General features: G+C 32.5%; 24 protein-coding genes. 6 read left to right on the top strand and 18 right to left on the bottom strand.

Annotated elements, in window-relative coordinates; genetic code table 11:
• Positions 1–20 precede the first annotated feature (20 nt).
• The 5 genes from ABWO08_RS05220 to ABWO08_RS05240 are packed head-to-tail and all read right to left on the bottom strand — an operon-like array spanning position 21 to position 5,606.
• Positions 21–1,067 carry a VWA domain-containing protein gene (locus ABWO08_RS05220; protein WP_353084023.1) on the bottom strand — a complete coding sequence of 349 codons (1,047 nt, stop codon included), beginning with the start codon at positions 1,065–1,067 and terminating at the stop codon, positions 21–23.
• A gap of 4 nt (positions 1,068–1,071) precedes the next feature.
• Positions 1,072–2,076 carry a vWA domain-containing protein gene (locus tag ABWO08_RS05225; RefSeq protein WP_353084025.1) on the bottom strand — a complete coding sequence of 335 codons (1,005 nt, stop codon included), beginning with the start codon at positions 2,074–2,076 and terminating at the stop codon, positions 1,072–1,074.
• The gene (locus ABWO08_RS05230) at positions 2,076–3,704 is read right to left on the bottom strand and encodes a hypothetical protein (RefSeq protein ID WP_353084027.1); all 1,629 of its coding nucleotides are present in this window, start codon (positions 3,702–3,704) and stop codon (positions 2,076–2,078) included. Before ABWO08_RS05230 ends, ABWO08_RS05225 begins: the two co-directional genes overlap by 1 nt.
• A gap of 4 nt (positions 3,705–3,708) precedes the next feature.
• Complete coding sequence (locus tag ABWO08_RS05235; RefSeq protein ID WP_353084028.1) at positions 3,709–4,575, bottom strand: DUF58 domain-containing protein; 867 nt, start codon at positions 4,573–4,575, stop codon at positions 3,709–3,711.
• A 26-nt stretch (positions 4,576–4,601) separates the two neighbouring features.
• The gene (locus ABWO08_RS05240; RefSeq protein ID WP_353084030.1) at positions 4,602–5,606 is read right to left on the bottom strand and encodes an AAA family ATPase; all 1,005 of its coding nucleotides are present in this window, start codon (positions 5,604–5,606) and stop codon (positions 4,602–4,604) included.
• Positions 5,607–5,776: 170 nt separating this feature from the next.
• Between ABWO08_RS05240 and ABWO08_RS05245 the strand changes: the two genes are divergently transcribed.
• Entirely contained in the window at positions 5,777–6,643 is an 867-nt protein-coding gene (locus ABWO08_RS05245) for an aldo/keto reductase (RefSeq protein ID WP_353084032.1), read from the top strand.
• A 17-nt stretch (positions 6,644–6,660) separates the two neighbouring features.
• The gene (locus ABWO08_RS05250; RefSeq protein WP_353084034.1) at positions 6,661–7,806 is read left to right on the top strand and encodes an ATP-binding protein; all 1,146 of its coding nucleotides are present in this window, start codon (positions 6,661–6,663) and stop codon (positions 7,804–7,806) included.
• Between the two features lie 11 nt (positions 7,807–7,817).
• Here the strand turns inward: ABWO08_RS05250 and pyk are convergent, their stop codons facing one another.
• From pyk to ABWO08_RS05275, 5 genes are all read right to left on the bottom strand, one after another.
• Positions 7,818–9,248, bottom strand: a complete 1,431-nt coding sequence (gene pyk, locus ABWO08_RS05255; RefSeq protein WP_353084036.1) for a pyruvate kinase — start codon at positions 9,246–9,248, stop codon at positions 7,818–7,820.
• Positions 9,249–9,252: 4 nt separating this feature from the next.
• Positions 9,253–9,741 (bottom strand): IPExxxVDY family protein, encoded by a 489-nt coding sequence (locus ABWO08_RS05260; protein WP_353084037.1) that lies wholly within the window; start codon positions 9,739–9,741, stop codon positions 9,253–9,255.
• Positions 9,742–9,853: 112 nt separating this feature from the next.
• Positions 9,854–10,597, bottom strand: coding sequence for a ribonuclease III family protein (locus ABWO08_RS05265; RefSeq protein WP_353084039.1), 744 nt, complete (start codon positions 10,595–10,597; stop codon positions 9,854–9,856).
• 6 nt (positions 10,598–10,603) lie between these two features.
• Positions 10,604–11,857 (bottom strand): beta-ketoacyl-ACP synthase II, encoded by a 1,254-nt coding sequence (fabF, locus tag ABWO08_RS05270; protein WP_353084040.1) that lies wholly within the window; start codon positions 11,855–11,857, stop codon positions 10,604–10,606.
• A gap of 174 nt (positions 11,858–12,031) precedes the next feature.
• Complete coding sequence (locus ABWO08_RS05275) at positions 12,032–12,268, bottom strand: acyl carrier protein (protein ID WP_019037482.1); 237 nt, start codon at positions 12,266–12,268, stop codon at positions 12,032–12,034.
• Positions 12,269–12,520: 252 nt separating this feature from the next.
• On the opposite strand from ABWO08_RS05275, the gene purN reads away from it, so the two are divergent.
• Both purN and rnhA read left to right on the top strand, forming a co-directional pair.
• Complete coding sequence (purN, locus tag ABWO08_RS05280) at positions 12,521–13,084, top strand: phosphoribosylglycinamide formyltransferase (protein ID WP_353084043.1); 564 nt, start codon at positions 12,521–12,523, stop codon at positions 13,082–13,084.
• Between the two features lie 5 nt (positions 13,085–13,089).
• Entirely contained in the window at positions 13,090–13,569 is a 480-nt protein-coding gene (rnhA, locus tag ABWO08_RS05285) for a ribonuclease HI (protein WP_353084045.1), read from the top strand.
• 5 nt (positions 13,570–13,574) lie between these two features.
• On the opposite strand, the gene ABWO08_RS05290 is transcribed toward rnhA, so the two are convergent.
• A complete protein-coding gene (locus ABWO08_RS05290; RefSeq protein ID WP_353084046.1) occupies positions 13,575–13,907 on the bottom strand; it encodes a hypothetical protein in 333 nt (110 codons plus the stop codon).
• Between the two features lie 248 nt (positions 13,908–14,155).
• Here ABWO08_RS05290 and ABWO08_RS05295 point away from each other — a divergent pair, with 248 nt between their 5' ends.
• Both ABWO08_RS05295 and ABWO08_RS05300 read left to right on the top strand, forming a co-directional pair.
• Complete coding sequence (locus ABWO08_RS05295) at positions 14,156–15,079, top strand: PfkB family carbohydrate kinase (protein ID WP_353084048.1); 924 nt, start codon at positions 14,156–14,158, stop codon at positions 15,077–15,079.
• A 118-nt stretch (positions 15,080–15,197) separates the two neighbouring features.
• Positions 15,198–17,096 carry an amidophosphoribosyltransferase gene (locus tag ABWO08_RS05300; protein WP_353084050.1) on the top strand — a complete coding sequence of 633 codons (1,899 nt, stop codon included), beginning with the start codon at positions 15,198–15,200 and terminating at the stop codon, positions 17,094–17,096.
• A gap of 162 nt (positions 17,097–17,258) precedes the next feature.
• On the opposite strand, the gene ABWO08_RS05305 is transcribed toward ABWO08_RS05300, so the two are convergent.
• From ABWO08_RS05305 to ABWO08_RS05335, 7 genes are all read right to left on the bottom strand, one after another.
• Positions 17,259–17,753, bottom strand: a complete 495-nt coding sequence (locus ABWO08_RS05305) for a nuclear transport factor 2 family protein (protein ID WP_353084052.1) — start codon at positions 17,751–17,753, stop codon at positions 17,259–17,261.
• Between the two features lie 76 nt (positions 17,754–17,829).
• Positions 17,830–19,161: an ammonium transporter gene (locus ABWO08_RS05310; RefSeq protein ID WP_353084054.1), complete on the bottom strand. Its 1,332-nt coding sequence runs from the start codon at positions 19,159–19,161 to the stop codon at positions 17,830–17,832.
• A gap of 208 nt (positions 19,162–19,369) precedes the next feature.
• The gene (locus tag ABWO08_RS05315) at positions 19,370–19,678 is read right to left on the bottom strand and encodes an ester cyclase (RefSeq protein WP_353084063.1); all 309 of its coding nucleotides are present in this window, start codon (positions 19,676–19,678) and stop codon (positions 19,370–19,372) included.
• 3 nt (positions 19,679–19,681) lie between these two features.
• On the bottom strand, positions 19,682–19,855 hold the full coding sequence (locus ABWO08_RS05320) for a hypothetical protein (RefSeq protein ID WP_353084056.1): 174 nt from the start codon (positions 19,853–19,855) through the stop codon (positions 19,682–19,684).
• A gap of 96 nt (positions 19,856–19,951) precedes the next feature.
• A complete protein-coding gene (locus tag ABWO08_RS05325) occupies positions 19,952–20,581 on the bottom strand; it encodes a Crp/Fnr family transcriptional regulator (protein ID WP_353084065.1) in 630 nt (209 codons plus the stop codon).
• 160 nt (positions 20,582–20,741) lie between these two features.
• Entirely contained in the window at positions 20,742–24,071 is a 3,330-nt protein-coding gene (locus ABWO08_RS05330; RefSeq protein ID WP_353084057.1) for a T9SS type A sorting domain-containing protein, read from the bottom strand.
• Between the two features lie 137 nt (positions 24,072–24,208).
• Complete coding sequence (locus tag ABWO08_RS05335; RefSeq protein WP_353084059.1) at positions 24,209–24,343, bottom strand: hypothetical protein; 135 nt, start codon at positions 24,341–24,343, stop codon at positions 24,209–24,211.
• Positions 24,344–24,507: the final 164 nt, after the last annotated feature.

Raw genomic sequence — 24,507 nt, forward strand, 5'->3', positions numbered from 1 at the left:
ATAAGCTGTTTTTTTATTCTCTATTTTTCTTTTTCCTCATTAAATAAATTCATTTTTCGAACCCATTTGGTTTTTCTTTCCGTTAGGAAAACATCCAAAAACAAGCAGAAAAATCCGAATCCCAAAAACCATTGAAATTGCGATTTATAATTAGCCATCATCGCGCCTTCAAACTCCGTTTTTTGAGTATTATCCAACACCTTTTTTACATAATCAATCACTGCTTTAGTAGAGTTTCCGTCTACATAGCCACCTTTGGTGCTTTTCGCTATTACTGATAATACTTCAGCATTTCTTTTGGTTATTACGACTTGGTTGTCTTGGTCTTTTTGAAAACTTTCCACAACGCAATTTCTTTTTAATGGAATTGCCCCCCCTTTTTCAGTTCCCACACCAATGGAAATTATTTTCAATCCCATTTTATCTGCATCTTCTGCTGCATTTTGAGCATTATCTGAGTGGTCTTCTCCATCAGAAATAATAACCAACAACTTATTGGTTTTGTCTTTTTTATCAAAAAAATTATTTGCAGCCAAATTTATAGCTTCGTCAATCGAGGTCCCTTGAGAAGAAATCATCCCCGGATTCATGGTTTGTAAAAACATTTTAGCTACCGCATAATCAGATGTCATTGGCAATACCGGGAAAGCACTTCCAGAATAGGCAATAATTCCAATTCTATCGCTTCCTAATTGGTTTATCAATTGGGAAACCAATTGCTTACTTTTATCTAAACGGTTGGGAACAACATCTTCTGCAAGCATACTTTTTGAAACATCAATTGCAAAAACAATATCAATTCCTTGTCGCTTCACTTTTTCAATTTTAACACCCATTTTTGGATTAACCAAAGCCAAAATTAAAAAGCTTAACCCTAATAAAACTAATGAGAATTTAAGAACGGGTTTGAAAATTGATTTTTCTGGGCTTAATTTTTTTATCAAATCCAAATCACCAAATGCTGCTTGTTTTTTTCTTTTCCAATATTGTATATACAAAAATAGAAGCACCAATACTGGAACAACAAATAACAGATACAAATACCCTTTTTCTTCTAATTCGAACATACGCTTATATAAAACTTCTAAAAATGGTGTTTCTTAATACAATTTCAAGCAACAATAAAATTCCTGCAATCCATACAAATGGCCTGAATTTTTCGTCGTAATCATAAAACTTCAACTCCTCTATTTCGGTAGTTTCCAATTTATTTATTTCGTTGTAAATACTTTCCAATTTACTATTGCTAGAGGCTCTAAAATATTTACCTCCAGTGTTTCTTGCAATGGTTTTCATTAATTCTTGATCAATTTCAACCGGCATCATTTTGTAAAGAAAATCCCTTCCGTTAGGAGCATACGCATAAGGAAATTCGGCCATTCCATTAGATCCTAATCCTATGGTGTATACTTTAATTCCGTATTCTTTTGCAATTTCTGATGCTGTTTCAGGTTCAATAAAACCTGCGTTATTTACTCCATCTGTAAGTAAAATAATGATTTTACTTTTGGCTTTGCTTTCTTTCAATCGGTTAACAGCGGTGGTTAAACCCATTCCAATTCCGGTTCCGTCTTGTAATACTTTATCGTATTTAATATCGCTAATTGCTTCTTTTACGATTGCTTTATCACTAGTAACAGGAGTTTTTGTGTAGGCCTCAGCAGCATAAACTACAACTCCAATTCTATCGTTTGGTCTTGCGTCAACAAAGTTGGAAGCTACTTGTTTTAAAGCCTCCATTCTATTTGGGCGTAAATCTTTGGCCAACATACTGCTTGAAAGGTCGATTGCCATAACAATATCAATTCCTTTGGTAGTTTTAGTTTGGTTACTAATATCAACTGTTCGTGGTCGTGCCAGAGCAATTATCAATGAACTTAACGCAATAATTCTTAATACATTTAAATAGGGTTTTAATTTTGCTAAAATTGATTTAGTAGATTTAAAACCACCTATTGAACTTATTTTTAATGTCGCCGATTGTTGCTTGCGTTTAAAGAATAGCCAGGCTATTGCAATTGGAAGTACTAAAAACAACCAAAAAAACTCCGGATTTAAAAAAGTAACTTTATCCATTATTCGCTGTCATTTTTTAGTTCTGCCGAATTGATAATGCGGTCTAAAATAAGTTTACCGTATTCGTCTCCTTCCTTATAAGAAACAACAATTTGTTGTAAACCTCCATCTTGTTTAAACAACAAGATTTCGTAATATAACTTCTGGCTTTTATTTTGAACTTTATCCAGCATTACCATTGTTCCGTAAGCTTTTACTCCCGAAATCCCTTTATCTGTATTAAATTCTTCTTGTTTGAAAAGAATGTTTTGTGCTCCCATAGCCTCCCAAGATTTGGTATTTCCCTCAAGAACGGTGTCAAAATTTACTTCGGTTTCTTGTTTGAATTTAGCAGTAGAAACCACTATATTGAATGATTCGAACATACTTCCGTAGCCAAACATTTGCATTTCTTTTAATACAGCATAAGTTTGTTTAGGTAACATTTTAGAAGCATCCATTCGTTTTAAAACTTTTGGAGTTTCAATTTTCACGCCCGGATTTCCATATTCACTATAAATCCACTCTCCTTCAACTAATTCTTTGGTTTGGTGACCAATAATATTGTCATTAACATAATCCCAACCTTTAATATAAATCAATGTTATTAAAGAAATCAGTATTAGGGCAACTACTACACCAACGGTGATGATAATTCGTACTTGCTTTTGTTTTTTTAATTTTTGAATTCGAGCTAATTCTCTTTGTTTTTCATTCCAAGCTTCGAGCTCATCGGTTTCTTCTACAACGGTCGGAATTGAATTATGAATGGTAACTATTGTACTAGAAATTCGTTTTTTATCTTCTTCAATTTCAAAATCTAATGGTTTTACTTTTGCAAATTTTACTAAATCGGCTTGCATTAAAACTTTTTCTAGATTCACTAAAGTTTCTTTTGATAATTTTAATTTCTTCAGATTTGCCACTCTTCTCAATTCGGTAATAAGTTCGGAAGTGGTGCTTTCCATCGCCGGAATTTCGATTTCTTCTTCAATATAATTTCGAACAATATCAGTAAGCTCTGAATAGTATCCTTTTACTTCGCCTTTTTGCCAAAGCTCTTTCGTTTCTAATTGTTGTAAAAGCGAAGTTGCTTTTTCAATTGGGGAGGTAAAAACTGGTTCTTCTTCTTGTGGACGGTTTTGGTATTTTTTGATTAACCAATAGGCCAAGACCGCAATACCAACTAATAGTAAAATCCCTAACAGGTATTTCCACCAATTGCTAGATGTTTCTACCTGTGCAACGTCTTTAATGTCATACATTTTTTGTTTTAATGTATCTACTTTTACATTAAAAACTTCCACTTTTAAACTATCCGAAAAAGATGGTTTCCCATTAATAAGAACAGCTATTCTTGGAATCGTAAATCTTCCTGTATCAAATTGGGTTACACCATATTGTTTAATTAATTCCCATTTATCGTTGGTTTTTACCGTATCGATTTTATAGGAATTGATTACTTCTAATGCACCAAAATTTTTTGCTTTCGGGAAAATTACTTTGTCTTTATTGGTAACCGAAGTTTTCAAAGTTATTTTAAATTCAGCTCCAATTTTATTTCGAGTTGTGTCAATAGAAGTCGTGACTTTTTGAGAAAAAAGTGATGAAGTGATTAGAAAAAATATTATGTATAATTTTAATTTCATTCTATTATCTTGATTTAAAATAACCCAATAATTTGGTTACATAACTTTCATCTACACGAGTATTTACAGTACCCGATCCACATTTAGAAAATATTTCTTTGAAATAGGTTACTTTGTCGTGGTAGTTTTTTTCATAGTTCATACGAACACTGTTTGAACTCGTATCTACAACTACAATCTCACCCGACTCAGCATCTTCCATTTCTACAATTCCAATATTTGGCATTTTTTCTTCACGAACATCATACACGCGAATTCCTGTGATGTCGTGTTTTTTACTTGCAATTTTCAACGTTTTCTCATAATCTTCTTCCACCATGAAATCGGAAATTAGAAATACAATTGCTTTTTTCTTTTGCGTTGCCGATAAAAATTTAAGGGCTTGCGATAAATCGGTTTTCTTGCTTTTCGGTTGGAATTCAATCAATTCACGGATGATTCGCAACACATGGGATTTTCCCTTTTTTGGCGGAATATACAATTCAATGCCATCAGAAAACAAAATCAAGCCAATTTTATCATTATTTTGAGTTGCCGAAAATGCCATAGTTGCAGCAATTTCTGTAACTATTTCGCTTTTTAGTTGGTTTTTTGTTCCGAAACTTTCCGATCCCGAAATGTCAACCATAAGCATCATGGTAAGTTCACGTTCTTCTTCAAAAACTTTTACATGTGCTTCATTATAACGTGCAGTAACATTCCAATCAATAGCACGAATGTCGTCTCCATATTGGTATTGTCTTACTTCAGAAAATGTCATACCACGTCCCTTAAACGACGTATGGTATTCGCCCGAAAAGATGTGATCACTCAATCTTCGGGTTTTAATTTCAATTTTTCGGACTTTACTTAGGAGGTCTTTCGTTTCCATTTATTTGTTTAAACTTTGAACAAAAATTAAGGAACTTCTATTTCGTTTACGATTTTGTTGATGATATCTACTGAAGTTATGTTTTCTGCTTCCGCCTCATAAGTTATTCCAATTCTGTGACGCAATACATCATGAACTACAGCACGAACATCTTCTGGAATTACATAACCACGACGTTTGATAAATGCATAACATTTAGCGGCAGTTGCCAAGTTGATACTTCCACGAGGAGAAGCACCGAAACTAATTAATGGTTTTAAATGAGCTAGTTTGTATTGTTCTGGAGCACGCGTTGCAAAAATGATATCTAAGATATATTTTTCAATTTTCTCGTCCATATATACCTCACGAACAGCTTCTTGAGCACGCAAGATTTGTTCTACAGAAACTACTTGATTTACTTTTTCGTAAGCTCCTTTTAAGTTCTGACGAATAACCATTCGTTCTTCTTCCATTTTTGGATAGTCGATAACGGTCTTAAGCATAAAACGATCCACTTGCGCTTCTGGTAAAGGATAGGTTCCTTCTTGCTCAATTGGATTTTGAGTTGCAAGTACTAAAAATGGTTTGTCTAATTTAAAAGTAGTGTCGCCAATGGTAACTTGTTTTTCTTGCATGGCTTCTAACAAAGCCGATTGGACTTTGGCAGGAGCACGATTGATCTCATCGGCAAGAACGAAATTAGCAAAAATTGGTCCTTTTTTTATAGAGAACTCATTGGCTTTAATGTTGTAAATCATGGTTCCGATTACATCGGCAGGCAATAAATCGGGAGTAAACTGAATTCTGCTAAAGCTACCATGAACTGCTTGCGACAAGGTGTTTATAGCTAGGGTTTTTGCCAATCCAGGGACTCCTTCTAGCAAGATGTGTCCTTGGCCTAAAAGTCCAATTAATAAGCGTTCTACCATGTGCTTTTGACCAACAATTACTTTGTTCATTTCCATGGTAAGTAAGTCGATAAACGCACTTTCTCTTTCTATTTTTTCATTAATTGCTCTAATGTCTAAAGCAGCAACATTTTCTTCCATAAATTCTATTTTTATAGTATTTTAAAGGTTCAAAATTTTAACATTTCAAAAATGAAAATTTTATCAGGAAGGTAATGTTAATAATGCGTTAAAACTTGCCTTTAGATCCGATTTTTAAGGATGATTTATGATTTTGTTTTAGTAATTTTAAACTTTCTAATAAAAATCACATGAAAACTTCATTATCGCCCATTATTGCCGGAACTATGAATTGGGGTGTTTGGGACAAAAAATTGAGCACTAAAGAGATGGTGCATTTGATCAATATTTGCATTGAAAATGAAATTACCACTTTTGATCATGCAGACATCTATGGTGATTATACAACCGAAGCACAATTTGGAAAAGCATTTGGCGAAAGCCAAATTAATAGAGATCGACTACAATTGATTTCCAAATGCGGAATACAACATACAAATGGAAGAGCTAATACTATAAAACATTATGATTACTCAAAAGAGTACATCATTTGGTCGGTAGAAAATTCACTCAAAAATCTTCAAACTGATTATTTAGATGTTTTATTGTTGCACCGTCCAAGCCCTTTAATGGTGACCGATGAAATTGCAGAAGCAGTTGAACAATTAAAAAAACAGGGAAAAATTGAGTCATTTGGACTGTCTAATTTTACTTCTTCTCAAACGGATTTAATTCGAAGTAAAACCGAAGTAAGTTTCAATCAAATACAGTTTTCAGCTACGCATCATCAGGCCATGTTAGATGGAAGCTTAGATTATATGCAATTACACAGTATTACTCCAATGTCTTGGAATCCACTTGGAACCGTTTTTAGAGAAGACATTGAACAAACGAGAAGACTTAAAAAACTATTAGTTAATTTGGTGGACAAATACGGCGTAGGCTCGGATACCATTTTATTAGCTTGGGTTTTAAAACATCCTTCTCAAATACATCCAGTTGCTGGAACTGTAAATATTGCTCGAATTCAGGCATTGATGAAAGCGGTTGAACTTGATTTAGATACGATAGATTGGTTCGCCATTTGGACAGAAAGTATGGGTAATAAAGTTCCTTAAAAGTGATTTCATAAAAAATGCTTAATAAACGCCTTCTTATAAAAAACCTACTTGCTCACAATGATGAGTGTAGTTTTTATGACAAAAAAAGGCAGTTGAATTTACATTTAAAAGAGGGCAAAGCTAAGTTTTTAAAACACATTTGCGCATTATCTAATTCAAATCCTTTTAATAATTCCTACATAATAGTTGGGGTTGAGGATCAAGATAATGAAATTACTGGAGATGATTTTTTTGACGACAGTCGTATTCAAAATTTAGTCAATGCTTATTTAGAAAATCCTCCCAAAATTCAATATGAAAATGTACCATTTCCTAATTTACCAAAAGATAAAGTAGTTGGTTTAGTAACCATCAAACCTAAGTCTAAAACTTCTTCCTTCAAGAAAAATATATACACTATTCCGGCACAAACTGTTTTTGTTCGAAGAGGTAGTAACTCAATTCCAACCGAAGAAAAAATACCGTATTCTAAACAAAATGTTGAAACGGTAATTAGCATTGAAAACAATTCGCGCAACAGTATTGGGGATACTCTTGATGGCGTTATTGATTTTGTTCAGAATAGGCATAAAGACATGTTTTCTAAATACAAGGTATTCAAAGAATTGTTTGTGATTTGTTGGGCTGGAATTCCTAAAAAGGTTCGAGATAAAACATTCTTCAGTAGAGTAGATATAGAGTTAATTAATGAGCAAGTAAAGTTATTTTATTCGACTCAAGATGAAGTGGAAATTTTTTATAACGAAAATACTTTTACTATAATTGAATACCTTCCGCTTGGGCTAAATGATAAAACTAGTTATTATCCGTTAGAGCAACAAAAAATTTCCTTTTATGATAATGGTTATTATAAAATAGAAACAGAAATGTTATTTGAACCGCCACAATACAATAGAAAAGTATTGCATCATATTTATAATTCAAATTTATCATTATTAAATAAATTGACAAAAGGATTAGAGCTCTCGGATAGGGAAAAGGTAGATCTAGAAAATTTAGCCTCAACCTTTATGATTTGTTATCTCAATGGATTTAATGATGCCAAACAAAAATTAATAGAAGCCAAATCATTAATAAAATCATATAATAATAATTTGGCCTATACTAACTTCAAAGAAGTAATGCGGGTATTAAGAAAAATAAAATACGGCGGTAAATAATTTCTTAATTTTTAACTAATTTCAGAAATTCTCAAGGTATTTACCATTCCTTTATCAACCACTGGCATTGCAGCAAGGTTAATAAGTATATCTCCTTTTTTCACATAACCATTTTCTTTTGCAATTTGGTTTATGTCATCAACGGTATCATCTGTGCTAACAAATTTATCGTAAAGGAAAGCATTTACACCCCAAAGCAGATTAAGTTGAGTTAATATTCTTTTATTTGATGTGTAGACTAAAATATGTGCCGATGGGCGCCAAGCAGAAATTTGAAAAGCAGTGTACCCACTATTTGTTAATGTACAAATTGCTTTTGCTTTAATATCGTTTGCCATTATAGCTGCATGGTAACAAATAGATTTTGTAATAAATCTTTTTGTTCTAACATGAGGTGGGTTTTGAGGTACGGTAATTAGAGGTGAATCTTCAACTGCTTCGATAATTTGAGTCATTTTTTCAATAACTTGAACAGGATAGTTTCCTACCGAAGTTTCTCCAGAAAGCATTACTGCATCTGCTCCATCCATAACCGAGTTGGCTACATCGTTTACTTCGGCACGAGTTGGAGTTAAGCTAGTGATCATAGTTTCCATCATTTGTGTTGCCACAATAACCGGAATTCTAGCTGTTTTAGCTCTATGAATTAACTTCTTTTGAATTAAAGGCACTTCGTGAGCTGGAATTTCTACACCAAGATCACCACGAGCCACCATTAATCCATCACAAAAAGCAACGATTTTATCAATATTTTCTACTGCTTCTGGTTTTTCAATTTTGGCAATAATTGGAATTTTATGATCAGAATTTTTAGCAATTAAATCTTGTAATTCTTCTAAATCAGCTGGTGTTCTTACAAATGAAAGCGCAATCCAATCTACTTGTTGCTCAATTGCAAATAGTGCGTCTTTGACATCTTTTTTGGTTAAAGCTGGCAATGAAACTTTTGTATTTGGGAGGTTAACACCCTTTTTAGATTTTAATGGACCTCCTTGAATAACTTTACATTTTACTTCTGTTGATCCATTAGTTTCAAGCGCTTCAAACATCAATTTTCCATCATCTAAAAGAATTTTTTCTCCTGGCCTTACATCTCTAGGAAATTCTAAATAGTTCATGTAAACTCTATCTTTTGTCCCTGGAACATCTTCTGCAGTTTGAAAAGTAATAATATCTCCCGGATTCACAACAACATCTTCTTTCATTACCCCAACACGAAGTTTAGGGCCTTGTAAATCGGCTAAAATTGCAGTTGTATACCCACATTCTTGGTTTAATTCCCGAATGATATCAATTCGTTCTTTTACATCAGTATAATCGGCATGAGAAAAATTAATACGAAATACATTTACTCCTGCATCAATCATTTCTTTAATCACTTCTTTTGAACTACAAGCTGGACCTAGTGTGGCTACAATTTTAGTCTTTTTTCTAGTTGGCATCTTTTTAAAAAATTAAATTATTTTTTGATTTTATATTTTCTTTGGCTATACTATAAACTAGTTTAATAGCGTCAATTTTACTTATTTTTGAAATTACTTTATCTAAATCAATTTCGCTTTCTGCATTTTCAATTTTAATAAAGAAATCTACTTTTTTATACTCTGGTAATAAATAGGTTGCTGTAGAAAAAGTACTTTTTGCACTTGAAAATAAATCGATTTCTGTTTCTATTTCCTTTGTTTCTACTACATTTTTATTTTGTACTAAATCCCAAAGAATCAATTTTTGTTCATCATCAAAAGTAAATCTTGAAAATGAAGATTTTACTTTTTTAACTTGTGAAGGGATATCCAATTTACATTTAGCCAATCCGATAGCAAGTTCCCTATTTAAAAAATAAGCCAATCGATAATCTTCTAATGAAGTATGAATTGCAATTACATAATAATCGTCTTCTTCAAAATCTTCAATATTTATTTTATGAACAGCCATTTGTTGCCAAAATAAGTTGTAAATATAGTGTTATTAGAAACTCAAAATCCTTATACCATGTTAGATTAACGTTATTTTATGAACGAAAACGTTATAGTTTTATTGATTTATTTCAAATAGAGTTAATTTTTTTTTGAAATGCGAAATAGGCTCTTTTCGAAGCAATTTCTTCTGCTTTCTTTTTAGAGGTTGCTCTCGATTTAGCTACTACTTTTTCATCGATACTTAATTTCACTCCAAAAAAACGTTCTCCATCAATTCCATTGTCTTCAAAAACATCGTAATAAAAATGTTTTTTTTCTTTTTGGCACCATTCAATAACCAAACTTTTATAACTAATAACTTTTCCCTCCAATCGTGCAATATCTACATACGGAATAATTACTCGTTTATGAATAAATTGTTCACAGCCTAAGTATCCTTTATCTAAAAAAATTGCACCTACTAACGCCTCAAACAGGTTGCCGTGAATATTTTCTCCAAAGTGTTGTGGTGGCACCTTACTTTCTACAAATTTGATTAGATTTAAATCTCGTCCTAATTCGTTTAAGTGATCTCTACTTACAATTTTCGAACGCATTTTAGTTAAATAACCCTCGTCTCCAGTAGGCACTTGTTTGTATAAATGAGCAGCAATTACAGAGCTTAGCATAGCGTCTCCTAGAAATTCTAAACGCTCGTAGTTTATTGGCAATCCCTTTTCATCAATAAGATTTGACGAACGGTGGGTAAAAGCTTTTTGGTAATATTTTAAGTTTTGAGGTTTGAATCCGATAATATTTTCGATGGTAACAAAAAAATTCCCGCCTGCTGTAGGACGGGAATTTTTAGAAAATATTTTGGGAAGAAATCGCATGAAATCTTAGTCTTCTAATTTTTTAAATAAAACACATGCATTATGTCCACCAAATCCAAATGTATTACTCATAGCAACTTTAATTTCTCTTTTTTGAGGTGAATTAAGTGTTAAATTTAGAGATGGATCAATGTTTTCATCTACTACAGTATGATTAATTGTAGGAGGCACAATTCCATGTTTCATTGCTAAAATTACTGCAATAGCTTCAACAGCACCTGCAGCACCAAGTAAATGACCAGTCATGGATTTTGTAGAATTAATATTGATCTTTTTTGCGTGATCTCCAAATACATGGCTAATAGCTTTCAATTCGGCCACATCTCCAAGTGGAGTAGAAGTTCCGTGAGTGTTGATGTGATCAACAAGTTCAGGAGCCATACCCGCATCTCTTAGTGTGTTTTCCATTACAGCAATTACACCAATTCCCTCTGGATGTGGTGCAGTTAAATGGTAAGCATCAGAAGACATTCCGCCACCTCCAATTTCACAATATATTTTAGCTCCACGCGCTTTTGCATGTTCGTATTCTTCAAGAACTATTGCACCAGAACCTTCTCCTAAAACAAATCCATCACGAGTTGCATCGAATGGGCGAGAAGCCGTTTCTGGGCTTTCATTTCTAGTTGACAAGGCGTGCATAGAATTAAATCCACCCATACCAGCAATAGTAACAGCTGCTTCAGATCCTCCAGTGATAATTACATCACACATTCCTAATCGAATGTAGTTAAAAGCATCAATCATTGCATTTGCCGAGGAGGCACAAGCAGAAACCGTTGTATAGTTAGGCCCCATAAATCCATTTCTCATTGAAATGTGTGCTGGAGCAATATCTGCAATCATTTTTGGGATAAAGAACGGGTTGAACTTTGGAGTTCCATCGCCTTTAGCATAGTATAAAACTTCTTCTTGAAAAGTTTCTAATCCGCCAATTCCAGCACCCCAAATTACACCAACTCTATTTTTATTTACATTATCCTGTGTGATTCCCGCGTCTTTAATGGCTTCATCACTTGATGCAATTGCATAGTGTGAAAATTTATCTAATCTGCGAGATTCTTTACGATCCATGTAATCTTCAATATTGAAGTTTTTTACTTCACAAGCAAATTTGGTCTTATGCTTTTCAGTATCGTAATAAGTTATTGGAGCAGCGCCGCTTTTTCCATTAATTAAACCATCCCAATATTCTTGAATGGAATTTCCAATTGGAGTTAGCGCACCAAGACCAGTTACAACAACACGCTTTAATTGCATATAATTTTTTTTAATAGTATTTTAAATAAATAATACCCCGTTTTCTTTATCATTAAGCTTAAAGAGACAAGGGTATTTCAATATTGTGTGATTGAAATTCAATCAAAATTAGTTTAAATTTTTTAATAATAATAAAAACCCGTATACATTATATGCATACGGGCTTTTGAGTTATTATTTTTTTGCTTCTTCAATGTATGAAATAGCTTGACCTACTGTAGAAATATTTTCTGCTTGATCGTCTGGAATTTGAATATCAAATTCTTTTTCGAACTCCATGATAAGCTCCACAGTGTCTAATGAATCAGCTCCTAAATCATTTGTGAAGCTTGCTTCTGTTACAACTTCATTCTCGTCAACGCCTAATTTGTCTACGATAATCGCTTTAACTCTTGATGCAATGTCTGACATAATCTTTAATTTTAAAATTTAAATTGTTGGCAAAAATAAAAAACTTTATTTTAAAACCACCTTTTTAGTTAATAAATAATAAGTACGAAATTAAAAAAATAAAATTAAACCCACTCATCTATTGTGTTTTATTATACAATTTCTTTTTTTATAATACATTTATTATAATTGAATTATCAAAATATTTAAGATTAATATATTACTAATTTAAAATAAAACTTCTCTATTTTTGCACAACTGAAAGTGTCTATAATGAAAAAAATAATATTGTTTGCTTCGGGCTCTGGAACAAATGCTGAAAAAATCATCAAACATTGTCAAGAAAACAATAAAATTGAGGTGGTTAGAGTATATACAAATAATCCTATAGCCCAAGTTATTGAAAGAGCAAATAACTTAAATGTACCTACAGAAGTTTTTTCTAGAACAGAATTTAATGAAGGGCAAGTTTTAGATAAAGTAACAAATGACGCCCCCGATTTAATTGTTTTGGCAGGTTTTTTATGGAAGTTTCCCGAATCAATCATTAAGGTCTTTCCTAATAAAGTTATTAATATACATCCTGCATTATTGCCAAAATACGGCGGAAAAGGAATGTACGGAATGAATGTGCATCAAGCTGTATTAGAAAATAAAGAAAAAGAAACAGGCATCACCATTCATTATGTAAATGAAAATTACGATGAAGGTGCCATTATTTTTCAAAAATCAGTTGAAATTGAAGATTGCAAAACCGCTGAAGACATTGCACACAAAATCCATGTTTTAGAACATCAATACTTTCCAGAAGTAATTGAATCACTTCTAACTACCTAATTTTAATGTCTCATCAAGTTCACATATATACAGATGGTGCTGCCAAAGGAAACCCAGGAAACGGAGGTTATGGTGTAGTTATGGAATTGGTTGGAACTCCGCACAAAAAAGAGTTTTATGAAGGTTTTAGATTAACTACAAACAATAGAATGGAATTGCTAGCCGTAATTGTAGGTTTGGAAAAATTAAAAAATCCAAATATGAAGGTATTGGTAATTTCTGACTCTAAGTATGTTGTAGATTCTGTAGAAAAAAAATGGGTTCTTGGTTGGGAAAAGAAAGGTTTTGCCAATAGAAAAAATCCCGATTTGTGGAAACGATTTCTAAAATCATATCGAAAACACCAAGTAGATTTTAAATGGATAAAAGGGCACAACAATCACCCTCAAAACGAGCGTTGTGATGAACTTGCCGTTTATGCTACCGGATTAAGTGAATTATCTGTAGATGTGTTTTATGAAAATGAAGAAGAGAAGTTGCTGTAAGTAACTTAATTAGAATTGTTTGACTTTAAAAGATCGTTATATTCTTCAAGTAAGCGTAAGTATTTATTTTTCCAATACTCATCTGAATGTTTTTCATTTTGTCCGCTAGAAGCGGGTTCAATTAATCCCAACATAGAAGGTCTTATTTCTTTAATTTCTATACTGAAATTATAATGAATGATTTTTTCTAATTCAAGAACCACATCTAAAGATACGCTCGGATTTTCAAACATGAGGTAAACCCATCTTCTACTTTTTCCTAGCCTCTTAGCTAATTCTGTTATTGAAAATCCACTTTTGTAAACCGCTTTCTTAATTATTTCTCCTCGATGTATCATTTTACAAATGTTTAGTATTAATTGAGAAGTATTATTTATTATTATTACACAAAAACGAGTAAAAAAATTAGAAATATTTGTAAAAGTGTGAATTGCATATAAATGTAGTGATTAATAAACTATTAATGTTGTTTTGTGTTTTTTATTTACACTAATTAACTATAGTGCTTTTTTAAATTAAGTTTTAATATTTATACTTTTAAACTTCTAAACTAAAACCTATCTTTGCCTTTTTAATTTAAAAAACGATGAACAAACTTTTAATAGTAGGTACCGTTGCTTTTGACGCTATCGAAACCCCGTTTGGAAAAACAGATAAAATACTTGGCGGAGCCGCAACCTATATAGGTTTGTCTGCCTCTCATTTTAATGTAAAATCTGCAATTGTATCGGTGGTTGGAGAAGATTTTCCTCAAGAATATTTAAATCTTTTAACTTCAAGAAACATCGATATTTCTGGAATTGAAGTTGTTAAAGGAGGAAAAACTTTTTTTTGGAGCGGTAAATACCATAACGATTTAAACTCTCGAGATACTTTAATTACAGAACTTAACGTATTAGCAGATTTTAATCCAATAGTACCTCAAGATTATAAAGATGCCGATGTGGTTATGTTAGGTAACTTACATCCAATTGTTCAAACTGGAGTATTAAATCAAATGGCTTCTAAACCTAAATTGGTGGTTTTAGACACTATGAATTTTTGGATGGACTGTGCCTTGCCCGAATTGTTAGATGTAATTAAACGCGTTGATGTTATTACTATTAATGATGAAGAAGCACGTCAATTATCAGGAGAATATTCTTTAGTTAAAGCTGCGGCTAAAATCCATACAATGGGTCCAAAATATGTAGTAATTAAAAAAGGAGAACACGGCGCTTTATTATTTCACAATAAAGAGGTTTTCTTTGCTCCTGCATTACCACTAGAAGAGGTTTTTGATCCAACAGGAGCTGGAGATACATTTGCTGGAGGTTTTTCTGGATATATCGCGCAAAGCGAAAATATTTCGTTTAACAATATGAAAAATGCTATCATTCAGGGGTCTAACTTAGCCTCTTTTTGTGTAGAAAAATTTGGAACCGAAAGAATGGAATCATTAAATAAGTTGGAAGTTAAAGAAAGATTAAAACAATTTAAATCTTTAACGCAATTTGATATAGAATTATAATAAATTTATGCCTCGAAATTTCGGGGCATTTTTTATTTAAATTTGCAATATAACAAACAACACAACACTTGAGCAGCTTTAAACTTTATAAGCTTTTCAGATTTAAACTACAAATACAATGAGTGACGCAATTAAACATGAATGTGGTATTGCCCTTTTAAGATTAAAAAAACCGTTAGAATTTTATAAAGAAAAGTACGGTTCAGCTTTTTATGGGATACAAAAGATGTATCTATTAATGGAAAAACAGCACAATCGTGGTCAGGATGGAGCTGGGTTTGCATCAATTAAATTAGATGTACAACCGGGGGAGCGTTACATTAGTAGGGTAAGATCTAATGATGCACAACCAATTCAAGATGTTTTTGCTCAAATTAATGATCGAATTAATAGTGAGATGGCCTTGCATCCAGAATATGCTGATAATGTTGCCCTACAGAAAGCAAACTTACCTTATATAGGAGAGTTATTCATTGGTCATGTTAGATATGGAACTTTCGGAAAAAATAACATTGAAAGTGTTCACCCTTTTTTAAGACAGAACAATTGGATGCACCGAAACCTTATTGTTGCTGGTAACTTTAATATGACTAATGTTAAAGAACTTTTTGATAGCTTAGTTGAGTTAGGGCAACATCCAAAAGAAATGGCAGATACTGTTACTGTAATGGAAAAAATTGGTCATTTTTTAGACGAAGAAGTAATTGATTTATATTTAGAATGTAAAAATAATGGACTAAATAAGAGAGAATCTTCCACGGTAATTGCTGAAAAATTAGATATTGCTAAAATTTTGAAACGCGCTTCACGCGGCTGGGATGGAGGCTATGCTATGGCTGGATTATTAGGTCATGGCGATGCATTTGTTTTAAGAGATCCTGCCGGAATTCGCCCTGCTTATTTTCATGAAGATGATGAGGTAGTAGTGGTTGCATCGGAAAGAGCTGTTATTCAAACTGTGTTTAATGTTGCTTTTGAAGATGTGGTGGAGTTAGAGCCAGGCAATGCATTAATTATTAAAAAGGACAACACCGTTTCGGTAAAAGAAATAAATACTCCAACAGTTAAAAAAGCGTGCTCTTTTGAAAGAATTTACTTTTCTAGAGGTAGCGACGCCGAAATTTACCAAGAACGAAAAAACCTAGGAAAATTAATTCTTCCAGCAGTTTTAGATGCAATAAATAACGATACAGACAACACCGTTTTTTCTTACATACCAAACACGGCAGAAACTTCATTTTACGGCATGGTAGAAGCGGCGAATGATTTTTTAAACCAAAGAAAAAATCAATTTATTTTAAATAACAGAAAAACACTTACTAAAGAAGGGTTAGAAGAAATATTATCTGTTAAAATTAGAACCGAAAAAGTAGCCATTAAGGATGCGAAATTAAGAACTTTCATCACCGAAGACAGCAGTCGTGACGATTTAGTTGCTCATGTTTATGATGTGACTTATGGAGTAATAAAACCTACAGATAATTTGGTTATTATTGATGATAGCATCGTGAGAGGGACAACATTAAAAATGAGTATTCTTAAAATGATGGATCGTTTACATCCTAAAAGAATTGTGGTAGTTTCTTCTGCTCCTCAAATTAGATATCCTGATTGTTATGGTATTGATATGGCTAAACTAGAAGGATTAATTGCTTTTCAGGCGGCATTAGCTTTGCTAAAAGAAAGAAATTTATATCACATCGTTGATGAGGTTTATACCAAATGCAAAGAGCAAGAAAATTTACCTGATGCTCAATTAGTAAATTATGTTACCAAAATATACGAACCATTCTCCGATACTGAAATATCGGATAAAATAGCAAAACTATTAAAGATTGAATCAATAAAAGCAGAGGTTAAAATCATCTTCCAAAGTATAGATAAACTACATGAAGCGTGTCCAAAAAATCTTGGAGATTGGTACTTTACAGGAGATTATCCAACTCCTGGAGGAAATCGTGTAGTTGGTCGAGCATTTATGAATTTTTACGAAGGAAAAAACGACAGAGCATACTAAAATCTACAATAAAGTGCATTTCAACGATTTTTACTGTCGTTGAACAATTTTATTTTGACATGAAATCCTTATGGGCATATATTTGTTCAACCATGAGATTAGTAGGTTAAGTTTATGGTAGATTTGGGGCAAAAAGGGGGAAAGCAATTTCCCCCTTTTTATTTAATATAATTTCGGCTTTGTTTTAATAATGGCATCTTCCAAAGGCGATTTAATTTTTACAACTTCATTTGTATTGTCATTCGGAATAGTCATTGACAACACATAGTGTTTGATTTTCCAGGTATTGTTTATTCTAACCAGCACTCCCGATCCCCTACAAATTTTCATTTGAGTATCTAATAACTCGTCAAACCAGGCGGTTTTTTTATCTTCAGAAAAATAGATGTGTCTTTCTATTGGGGTAAAATTCCATGCTTTACCTTTTTCAAAGTAGGGTTTTGCAAATGCTTCAAACTCCGTTTTGTTCCAATTTTCGGTAGCATCCGTACCAATAAAAATGGAATCATCAGTTAATGCAGAAAAGTAATCATTAAAATTGGCTACACTTGCCGCCTTATGCCAATTATTTATTACTAAATTAATTTCGTTTTTATTATCTTGACTATATAAAGGAAGAATAGCCAATAGTAAAATAGGTAATAGTAATTTTTTCATGTTTATTTAATTTATTTATTAAGTATTTAAAGTTAATCCGTTAAGACAAAAATAAACTAAATAAATAAAGATGGCGCTAAAATTTTTCTCCGTGTTGGGATTGGTCTAAACCCAATTCTTCTGATTCTTGGGTAACACGAAGCGGAATCATAAAATTGGTTATTTTGAAAAGTAAATAGGCTCCACCAAAAGTAAATACTGATACCAATATTAGTGCGATCATATGGTGTCCAAAAACACTAATACCACCATGTAATAAACTTGCGTTTTCGCCTTGAGCAAAAATTGCAGTAAGAATCATTCCCATTATTCCGCCAATTCCATGACAGGCAAAAACATCAAGGGTATCGTCTATTTGTTTTAGTTTTTTCCAATACACCATGTTATTTGAAACGATAGCGCCAATAAATCCAAAAAAGATACTTTGAGGAATGGTAATGTATCCAGCAGCTGGAGTAATTACAACTAATCCTACTACTGCACCAATACAAGCTCCAAGCGCGGATACCTTTCTTCCTTTTAATCGGTCTAAAAACACCCAAGTCATCATGGCCGAAGCCGATGCAATTGTGGTGGTTGCGAACGCCATTGCCGCAGTGGCATTTGCAGCTAATGCAGAACCCGCATTAAATCCGAACCAGCCAAACCAAAGTAATCCTGTTCCTAAAAGCACAAAGGGAATATTTGTTGGAATGTGTTCGTTTTTTTTACGCTTCCCTAAAACTAGAACTCCAGCAAGCGCTGCAAAACCTGCGCTCATATGCACAACAGTTCCTCCGGCAAAATCTTTAACACCAAAATAGTTTCCTAATAGACCTTGTGGATGCCAAATCATGTGGCATAACGGCGCATAAATTAATAAGGTAAACAAACAAATAAATAATAAAAAGGATATAAATCGAATGCGTTCTGTTAGTGCTCCTGTTATGATTGCTGGGGTAATCACGGCAAATTTCATTTGAAATAATGCAAATAATATAAATGGAATTGTAGGCGCTAGCGATTTGTGAGGCAAAACTTCTACTTGATCAAAAAAAGTAAAATCTAATGGGTTTCCAATAATTCCATAATAGGCATTATTTATGGTAAAGCCAATTGGCGCACCAAAGGACAAACTAAAACCGATTGTAACCCAAAGCAAACTCACCACTCCTAAGCAAATAAAGCTCTTTAGCATGGTAGAAATTACATTTTTCTTACCTACCATTCCGCCATAAAAAAAAGAAAGGCCCGGAGTCATTAATAAAACTAGGCAGGAGGCAGTAAGTAACCAAGCTACATCAGCATAGTTTATGTTTTTAATCGAAATAAAATCGACTCCAGCATTTTTATGAGGCCAAAATAAACCTAATAGTGCAACAAAGGTTATAATGATAAAAGCAGATATCCAGCGTTTTTCTAGTTTCATAAGTTAAATATTAATTTACCCCCTAAAATTATGGGGTAAAATTATAAAAACTTATAAAATATAAATAAAAAATATAAAAAAATAGGGGGTAAATGTTATATTTTTATGCATATAGTATAAATTAGACCTTTATTTTATATAATTAATAAAATAATAATAAAAAAGACTGCCGAAAGACAGTCTTTTTTTAGTTTTGGCAAATAAGTTATTATTTGATAAGTCCTAATTGTTTAAGGAAATCCATGTTGTCCATGAAATCTCTTTCTTCTACAATTTTACCATTTACCATTTTAGCAATAGTACAACCTTCTACATCAATTGTTTTTCCAGTTGCAGGAATTCCCATGAAATCTCCGGTATGTGTTCCTTTAAATTCCCAATATTTGGTAAGTTTATCACCTTGAGCAAACATGTCTTTTACAATAAATTGTCTGTTTGAAAATCCGGTTACAAAATTGGCATAATAGGCTTTTGATTTTGCGATTCCTTTAATTTCTGGAACTGTGTGTAAAACAATGTTTTATGCATAGGCAGTGTCTAACACATCAATTTTTCCTTCATTAACTACTAAATCCCATGTTTTTGTATAGGATTTAATGTTGTCTAGAGCAATTTTTTCTTTTTCTGCACTTTCATTTTTGCATCCAACAAAAAGTGTACATGACAAGGCAATTAGGGCAATTGTTTTTTTCATTTTTAAAATGTAGATTAGTTTACTAGTTATTTGATTGATTACAAACATATTAAAATAAAATTGCAATAACTAAAAATAGCAAATAAGATATTGTTACTATTTTACAATCTCAATATAAGCGCGGTGCAGTTTTATTTTTCCTTCGTTTTCTAGCGCTTTTAACAACCTTGAAATTACAACTCTAGAGGTGTTTAAATCATAAGCAATATCTTGGTGTGTAGCATTTATTTCGCGGGACCTATTAATTTTCGACTTTTCTAATAAATAATTGAGCAAGCGTTCATCCATATTCATAAACGCCAAACTATCAATTGCATTAAGCATTTCTTTCAATCGGTTGTTGTAACTATTAAAGACATAGTTGCGCCATGATTTATACTTTCCTAGCCATAATTCCATGTACATCACCGGAATCATTACTACCTTGCCTTTTGTCTCTGCTACTGCTTTAATTTCGCTTTTGGTTTCTCCAATACAGCAGGTCATCGACATGGAACAAGTGTCTCCTTTTTCAATAAAATAAAGTAGTAATTCGCCTTCGTCAAAATCTTCGCGCAATATTTTTATTGCCCCTGAAAGCAACAACGGCATTTTTAATATTTTATCTCCAAAGTCAATTATTATATCGCCCTCGTTAAATTCTTTTAACAAAGCTACTTGCTCTATTTCGGTCAAAAGCGCTTCTTCAAAAATTGATCCGTAGGTTTGATTTAATAATTCTTTCATTTTAGCAGTATTAATATTCAAAGATTTCATAGCCCCAAGGTTTCAATTGAAATGAATTTGAGTTTAGAATAACTTCTTTGTCTTCAATAAAAACAAGGGCTATTATAATAACTAAAGGCTGCCAATATTGACAACCTTTAGCTTATTAATTAGTATAAAATTAATTTACAATAATTTTTTTAGTTTCTTTTTTATTTGAATCGGTGGTAACTTCAACAAAATAAGTTCCGCTTCCTACCTCTTTTAAATTCATAGTTTCAGAATAGTTATTTGTTGCAAAGCTTTCTTTTTTAATCACTCTGCCTAGCATGTCAATTAACTGAACTTGTTTAATAAAACTATTTGAATTCAATTGGATTGTAATTACTTCATTTGCAGGATTTGGATAAACAGCTAAGTTAGTACTAGAAAATTCGTCTGCTGTAAGCTGGGCTACAAATTCGGTGTTAAAGGTATTAGTAATAATTGCGGGATTATAATCAAAGTAAATTGCTCCTGTATTTGGAATGATATCTCCTAATGCATATCCAGGTTTTGGCTTAATTTGAAAAGTTACATATCCTTTTCCAATTGATGTATTTGCTACCGAAACCGGTAACATAATATTGTCAAATTTCCAGTTAAGTGTATTTCCTACTCGATCAAGAACATAAGAATGACTGGAGCTAAGCGTTCTTAATGTAGTTTCATCTAATTTTGAATCTAATACATCATTAATTCTTACATTTATTGCACTTGCAGTACCTGTGTTTTCAAATCGAATGGTATATGTTAAATAGTCATTAGAAGTGAATGAACTATAAAGAATTCTTTCCCCATGCGCTTCCATTTTATCATTTGGATCGTACGCATTTACAATTATTTGCGATAAGCTGCTCGTATTATTTGCAGGTACCACATCTCCAGCAATTGGGTTAATAGTAACTGTGTTAGTTAGCAATTGTCCTGCAGTAACTGTAGGTATTGTAGGGATCTGCATAAAAACAGAAATAATACGCACTTCAAATGGTGCCAAGTTGGTGAAATTATAACTAAATCCATTAGCTAGTAGGGTTGCACCAGCTTGAGAAACAGAAGTGATAGTAACATTTGGATCTTTAACAAAATTGATGCTTCCAGAAGCTATATTTTGATTACCAAGATTGGTGTAAATAATTTTATTTTCATAAATAAATCCCGGTCTTGGAGCATTTACAGGAACCAATGTAGTGACTAAATCAGTATAGCTTTGCGCAACTGTAATTGGGAAATTGTAAGTAATCATTCCAGCACCTAAAACAGCATTCACATTATTGTAAGCGGCAGTTGAAATGTTATAAAGTCCTGCATAAGCAGTATCAATGGAGTAACTTAAATCATAAGAATTGGCACTATTGGTGTCATAGATATTATATACGCCAGTAGGGCTTGTAATATGATGTGTAATGCCATTATTATTCACTTCATAGTGAAATTGGCCTAATGGGAAATTCTGTTCTCCAACATCTTTTGTTCCATTATTATTTAGGTCTAAAAATGCATTTAATCTTAGACCACTACAATTTATTCCACCGGTAGTTGAACTAGAAATTTCAGTGATTTTAATATATCCTGGTTGGTTACTGTAATTGGTTACCATAATTAAATAATATTGTCCAGGTTGGGCATTATTTATAACTGGATATTCAACATTACTAGGAACATAACTACAACTTACTACATTGTTTGAAATAATTTGTCCATTACATGGAGTTGTTGGATTTGTAAAAGGCCCTAAAACGGCATAACCCACATCTAAGTTATTCATGCTAAAATTAATATCGGTACTTTGTTGAATCATTAAATGGATGTTTCCTGCTTGATTCACTGGCATAACAAACCAAGTTGGGTTTGGGGTAGTGGTTAAACATCCTACGGCTCCTGTCGAAGGTAAATTAGTTGTATTTAAAAATGGAATTCCTAAGGCAGAACACAAAGAATTTGCTTGACTACAAATAGACGCATTATTGCAATTAGAAAAAGTTCTTAGGTTAAACGAATAAATCATATCGCAAGATCCTGTAATTACATCTCTCACAAAAATCGGAATTAGTGCAGATTGAACTGCTACAGAGTATGCCGTTGGGTTAGCAATAGGATTGGTTAACGATTCTGCATCTTGTTGATTAGCAAAATATTGAAGTGTTCCTTGATTATTTATTTGTGATTGAACCGAAGTTAAATTAAACACTATCGATCCATTACTGTCGTCATCACATTGTTCCATTTGTTGAATTAGAGTTTGACTGTAATTATAAGCATAAACATTAATATAAAATACGGTTGTAAAATATTGCCCTGGAACATTGTTATAAGAAACTCTTCCATAAATTGCAGTATTTCCTATACCAACACAATAAGGAGATGTTAATGGGTTTACATTGGCTTCCGCTTCACTTGGAGAAGCATGATAGGTGATGGTGTAATCATTAGGATTCATGGTTCCAATAATATCATCGTTATTATCGGTTAAATTAAAACAAGCCTGATTGGTATCGGTACAACTTGAAAACCCTTGTGGCTGTCCAAATTGTGGAGCACAAGCTAAGGTTGCAAAAGTAAAAGGAGTTGACCAAGCACTATTTTGAGGGCCTGTAGCACTGTTATAACAAATAGTTCTTACATATACTAGATAGTCTGTAGTACAATTTAATCCTGTAATTACATAAGGATTTGTTGATACAACAATTCCTTGTGTTGGTATTGGAGAACCAGGAGGCACAATTGCAATTTCATAACTATTTGATGCTGTTGGAGCTGTGTTGGCCCAACTAATTGTAGCACTGGTTTGTGATATATTTACTGCTGTTACAGATGTTGGCGGTATACAATTAATAGTTGAGCAATTAGAAATTACTTGTGCATTAATAGTCCCTACTGATGAACAACCGGTAATAGTATTGGTTACATTATAATAATAATTAATAGTAGGCGTAGTAGTCATGCTGTATACGCAGCTAGGATTTGGAATTGGATTGGTGTTTGATTGCGCATTTGCTTGTGTATAAAAAAATGTAACCCCTAAACCACTATTTGGACTTGAATTGGTAATAGCTGGAATAAATTGAGTTAAATCCCAACATTGTTGGTTGTAGCAAAATGAGGCTGTTATTGTATTCGCAACAGGCGTTGGATTAGTTATTAGTCCTAAAGTTGTTGTTGAGAAGTTGCTTGGGTTATTAAATTCGGTAACTCTTACAAATAAAATTTGACCAGAAAAAGAACTTATATAAGTAATTGGCAAAGCATTACTATTTGCAATCGCATCAGTTTGACTTAAATGATAGCTTACAGAATACATGTTTGGCGATAAGTTTCCTAGTATTTCTGCGTTTTTACTAAACAAATTAAAACTTTCTATTCCATCATTATTAGAGTCACATAAGGTGTAATTAGACGGAGTATTAATTTGAGGCTGAGCATAGGCCATCTGCAAACTAATAAAAAATATAAAAAGTAAAATTTTCTTCATGTTTTATAGATTTGGTAAATAATTTAGCGCAAGTTACATTTTTTCAATGATTTGTAATAAATAAATCCTTAAGAGATAAAATAAGTAAACCAATACCCCAACGATTAGTTCAGTTCGGTATTTAATTAGAAACTTTTTCATTTTTTTATTAAGTCAAAAATCGATCCAAAAGCAACGCCAACGGCCAATCCTGTGGCGATACCCAGCGAGTGATTTCCGGTTTTATTCCCATAAATAACACCGATTACAACTCCAAGTGCAAAAAAAAACATAATCCAGCTTAAAATTTGAAGAATTTTAAGGATAAATATACTTTAGTTTTCATCTTAAATTATTTAATAATTTGGATATAAATGTATTTATATTTTTTAATAAACAATTAATTTTTATCAATATTCAAATTAAAATTTATTATTTTTTAAATTAATATAAATTA

It is taken from the genome of Flavobacterium sp., from assembly GCF_040383245.1.
Lineage (GTDB): Bacteria > Bacteroidota > Bacteroidia > Flavobacteriales > Flavobacteriaceae > Flavobacterium.

Bases quoted from the DNA above. Each gene is read 5' to 3' on its own strand.
- ABWO08_RS05220 (WP_353084023.1), bottom strand. From the start codon at position 1,067: ATGTTCGAATTAGAAGAAAAAGGGTATTTGTATCTGTTATTTGTTGTT.
- ABWO08_RS05225 (WP_353084025.1), bottom strand. From the start codon at position 2,076: ATGGATAAAGTTACTTTTTTAAATCCGGAGTTTTTTTGGTTGTTTTTA.
- ABWO08_RS05230 (WP_353084027.1), bottom strand. From the start codon at position 3,704: ATGAAATTAAAATTATACATAATATTTTTTCTAATCACTTCATCACTT.
- ABWO08_RS05235 (WP_353084028.1), bottom strand. From the start codon at position 4,575: ATGGAAACGAAAGACCTCCTAAGTAAAGTCCGAAAAATTGAAATTAAA.
- ABWO08_RS05240 (WP_353084030.1), bottom strand. From the start codon at position 5,606: ATGGAAGAAAATGTTGCTGCTTTAGACATTAGAGCAATTAATGAAAAA.
- ABWO08_RS05245 (WP_353084032.1), top strand. From the start codon at position 5,777: ATGAAAACTTCATTATCGCCCATTATTGCCGGAACTATGAATTGGGGT.
- ABWO08_RS05250 (WP_353084034.1), top strand. From the start codon at position 6,661: ATGCTTAATAAACGCCTTCTTATAAAAAACCTACTTGCTCACAATGAT.
- pyk (WP_353084036.1), bottom strand. From the start codon at position 9,248: ATGCCAACTAGAAAAAAGACTAAAATTGTAGCCACACTAGGTCCAGCT.
- ABWO08_RS05260 (WP_353084037.1), bottom strand. From the start codon at position 9,741: ATGGCTGTTCATAAAATAAATATTGAAGATTTTGAAGAAGACGATTAT.
- ABWO08_RS05265 (WP_353084039.1), bottom strand. From the start codon at position 10,597: ATGCGATTTCTTCCCAAAATATTTTCTAAAAATTCCCGTCCTACAGCA.
- fabF (WP_353084040.1), bottom strand. From the start codon at position 11,857: ATGCAATTAAAGCGTGTTGTTGTAACTGGTCTTGGTGCGCTAACTCCA.
- ABWO08_RS05275 (WP_019037482.1), bottom strand. From the start codon at position 12,268: ATGTCAGACATTGCATCAAGAGTTAAAGCGATTATCGTAGACAAATTA.
- purN (WP_353084043.1), top strand. From the start codon at position 12,521: ATGAAAAAAATAATATTGTTTGCTTCGGGCTCTGGAACAAATGCTGAA.
- rnhA (WP_353084045.1), top strand. From the start codon at position 13,090: ATGTCTCATCAAGTTCACATATATACAGATGGTGCTGCCAAAGGAAAC.
- ABWO08_RS05290 (WP_353084046.1), bottom strand. From the start codon at position 13,907: ATGATACATCGAGGAGAAATAATTAAGAAAGCGGTTTACAAAAGTGGA.
- ABWO08_RS05295 (WP_353084048.1), top strand. From the start codon at position 14,156: ATGAACAAACTTTTAATAGTAGGTACCGTTGCTTTTGACGCTATCGAA.
- ABWO08_RS05300 (WP_353084050.1), top strand. From the start codon at position 15,198: ATGAGTGACGCAATTAAACATGAATGTGGTATTGCCCTTTTAAGATTA.
- ABWO08_RS05305 (WP_353084052.1), bottom strand. From the start codon at position 17,753: ATGAAAAAATTACTATTACCTATTTTACTATTGGCTATTCTTCCTTTA.
- ABWO08_RS05310 (WP_353084054.1), bottom strand. From the start codon at position 19,161: ATGAAACTAGAAAAACGCTGGATATCTGCTTTTATCATTATAACCTTT.
- ABWO08_RS05320 (WP_353084056.1), bottom strand. From the start codon at position 19,855: ATGAAAAAAACAATTGCCCTAATTGCCTTGTCATGTACACTTTTTGTT.
- ABWO08_RS05325 (WP_353084065.1), bottom strand. From the start codon at position 20,581: ATGAAAGAATTATTAAATCAAACCTACGGATCAATTTTTGAAGAAGCG.
- ABWO08_RS05330 (WP_353084057.1), bottom strand. From the start codon at position 24,071: ATGAAGAAAATTTTACTTTTTATATTTTTTATTAGTTTGCAGATGGCC.
- ABWO08_RS05335 (WP_353084059.1), bottom strand. From the start codon at position 24,343: ATGTTTTTTTTTGCACTTGGAGTTGTAATCGGTGTTATTTATGGGAAT.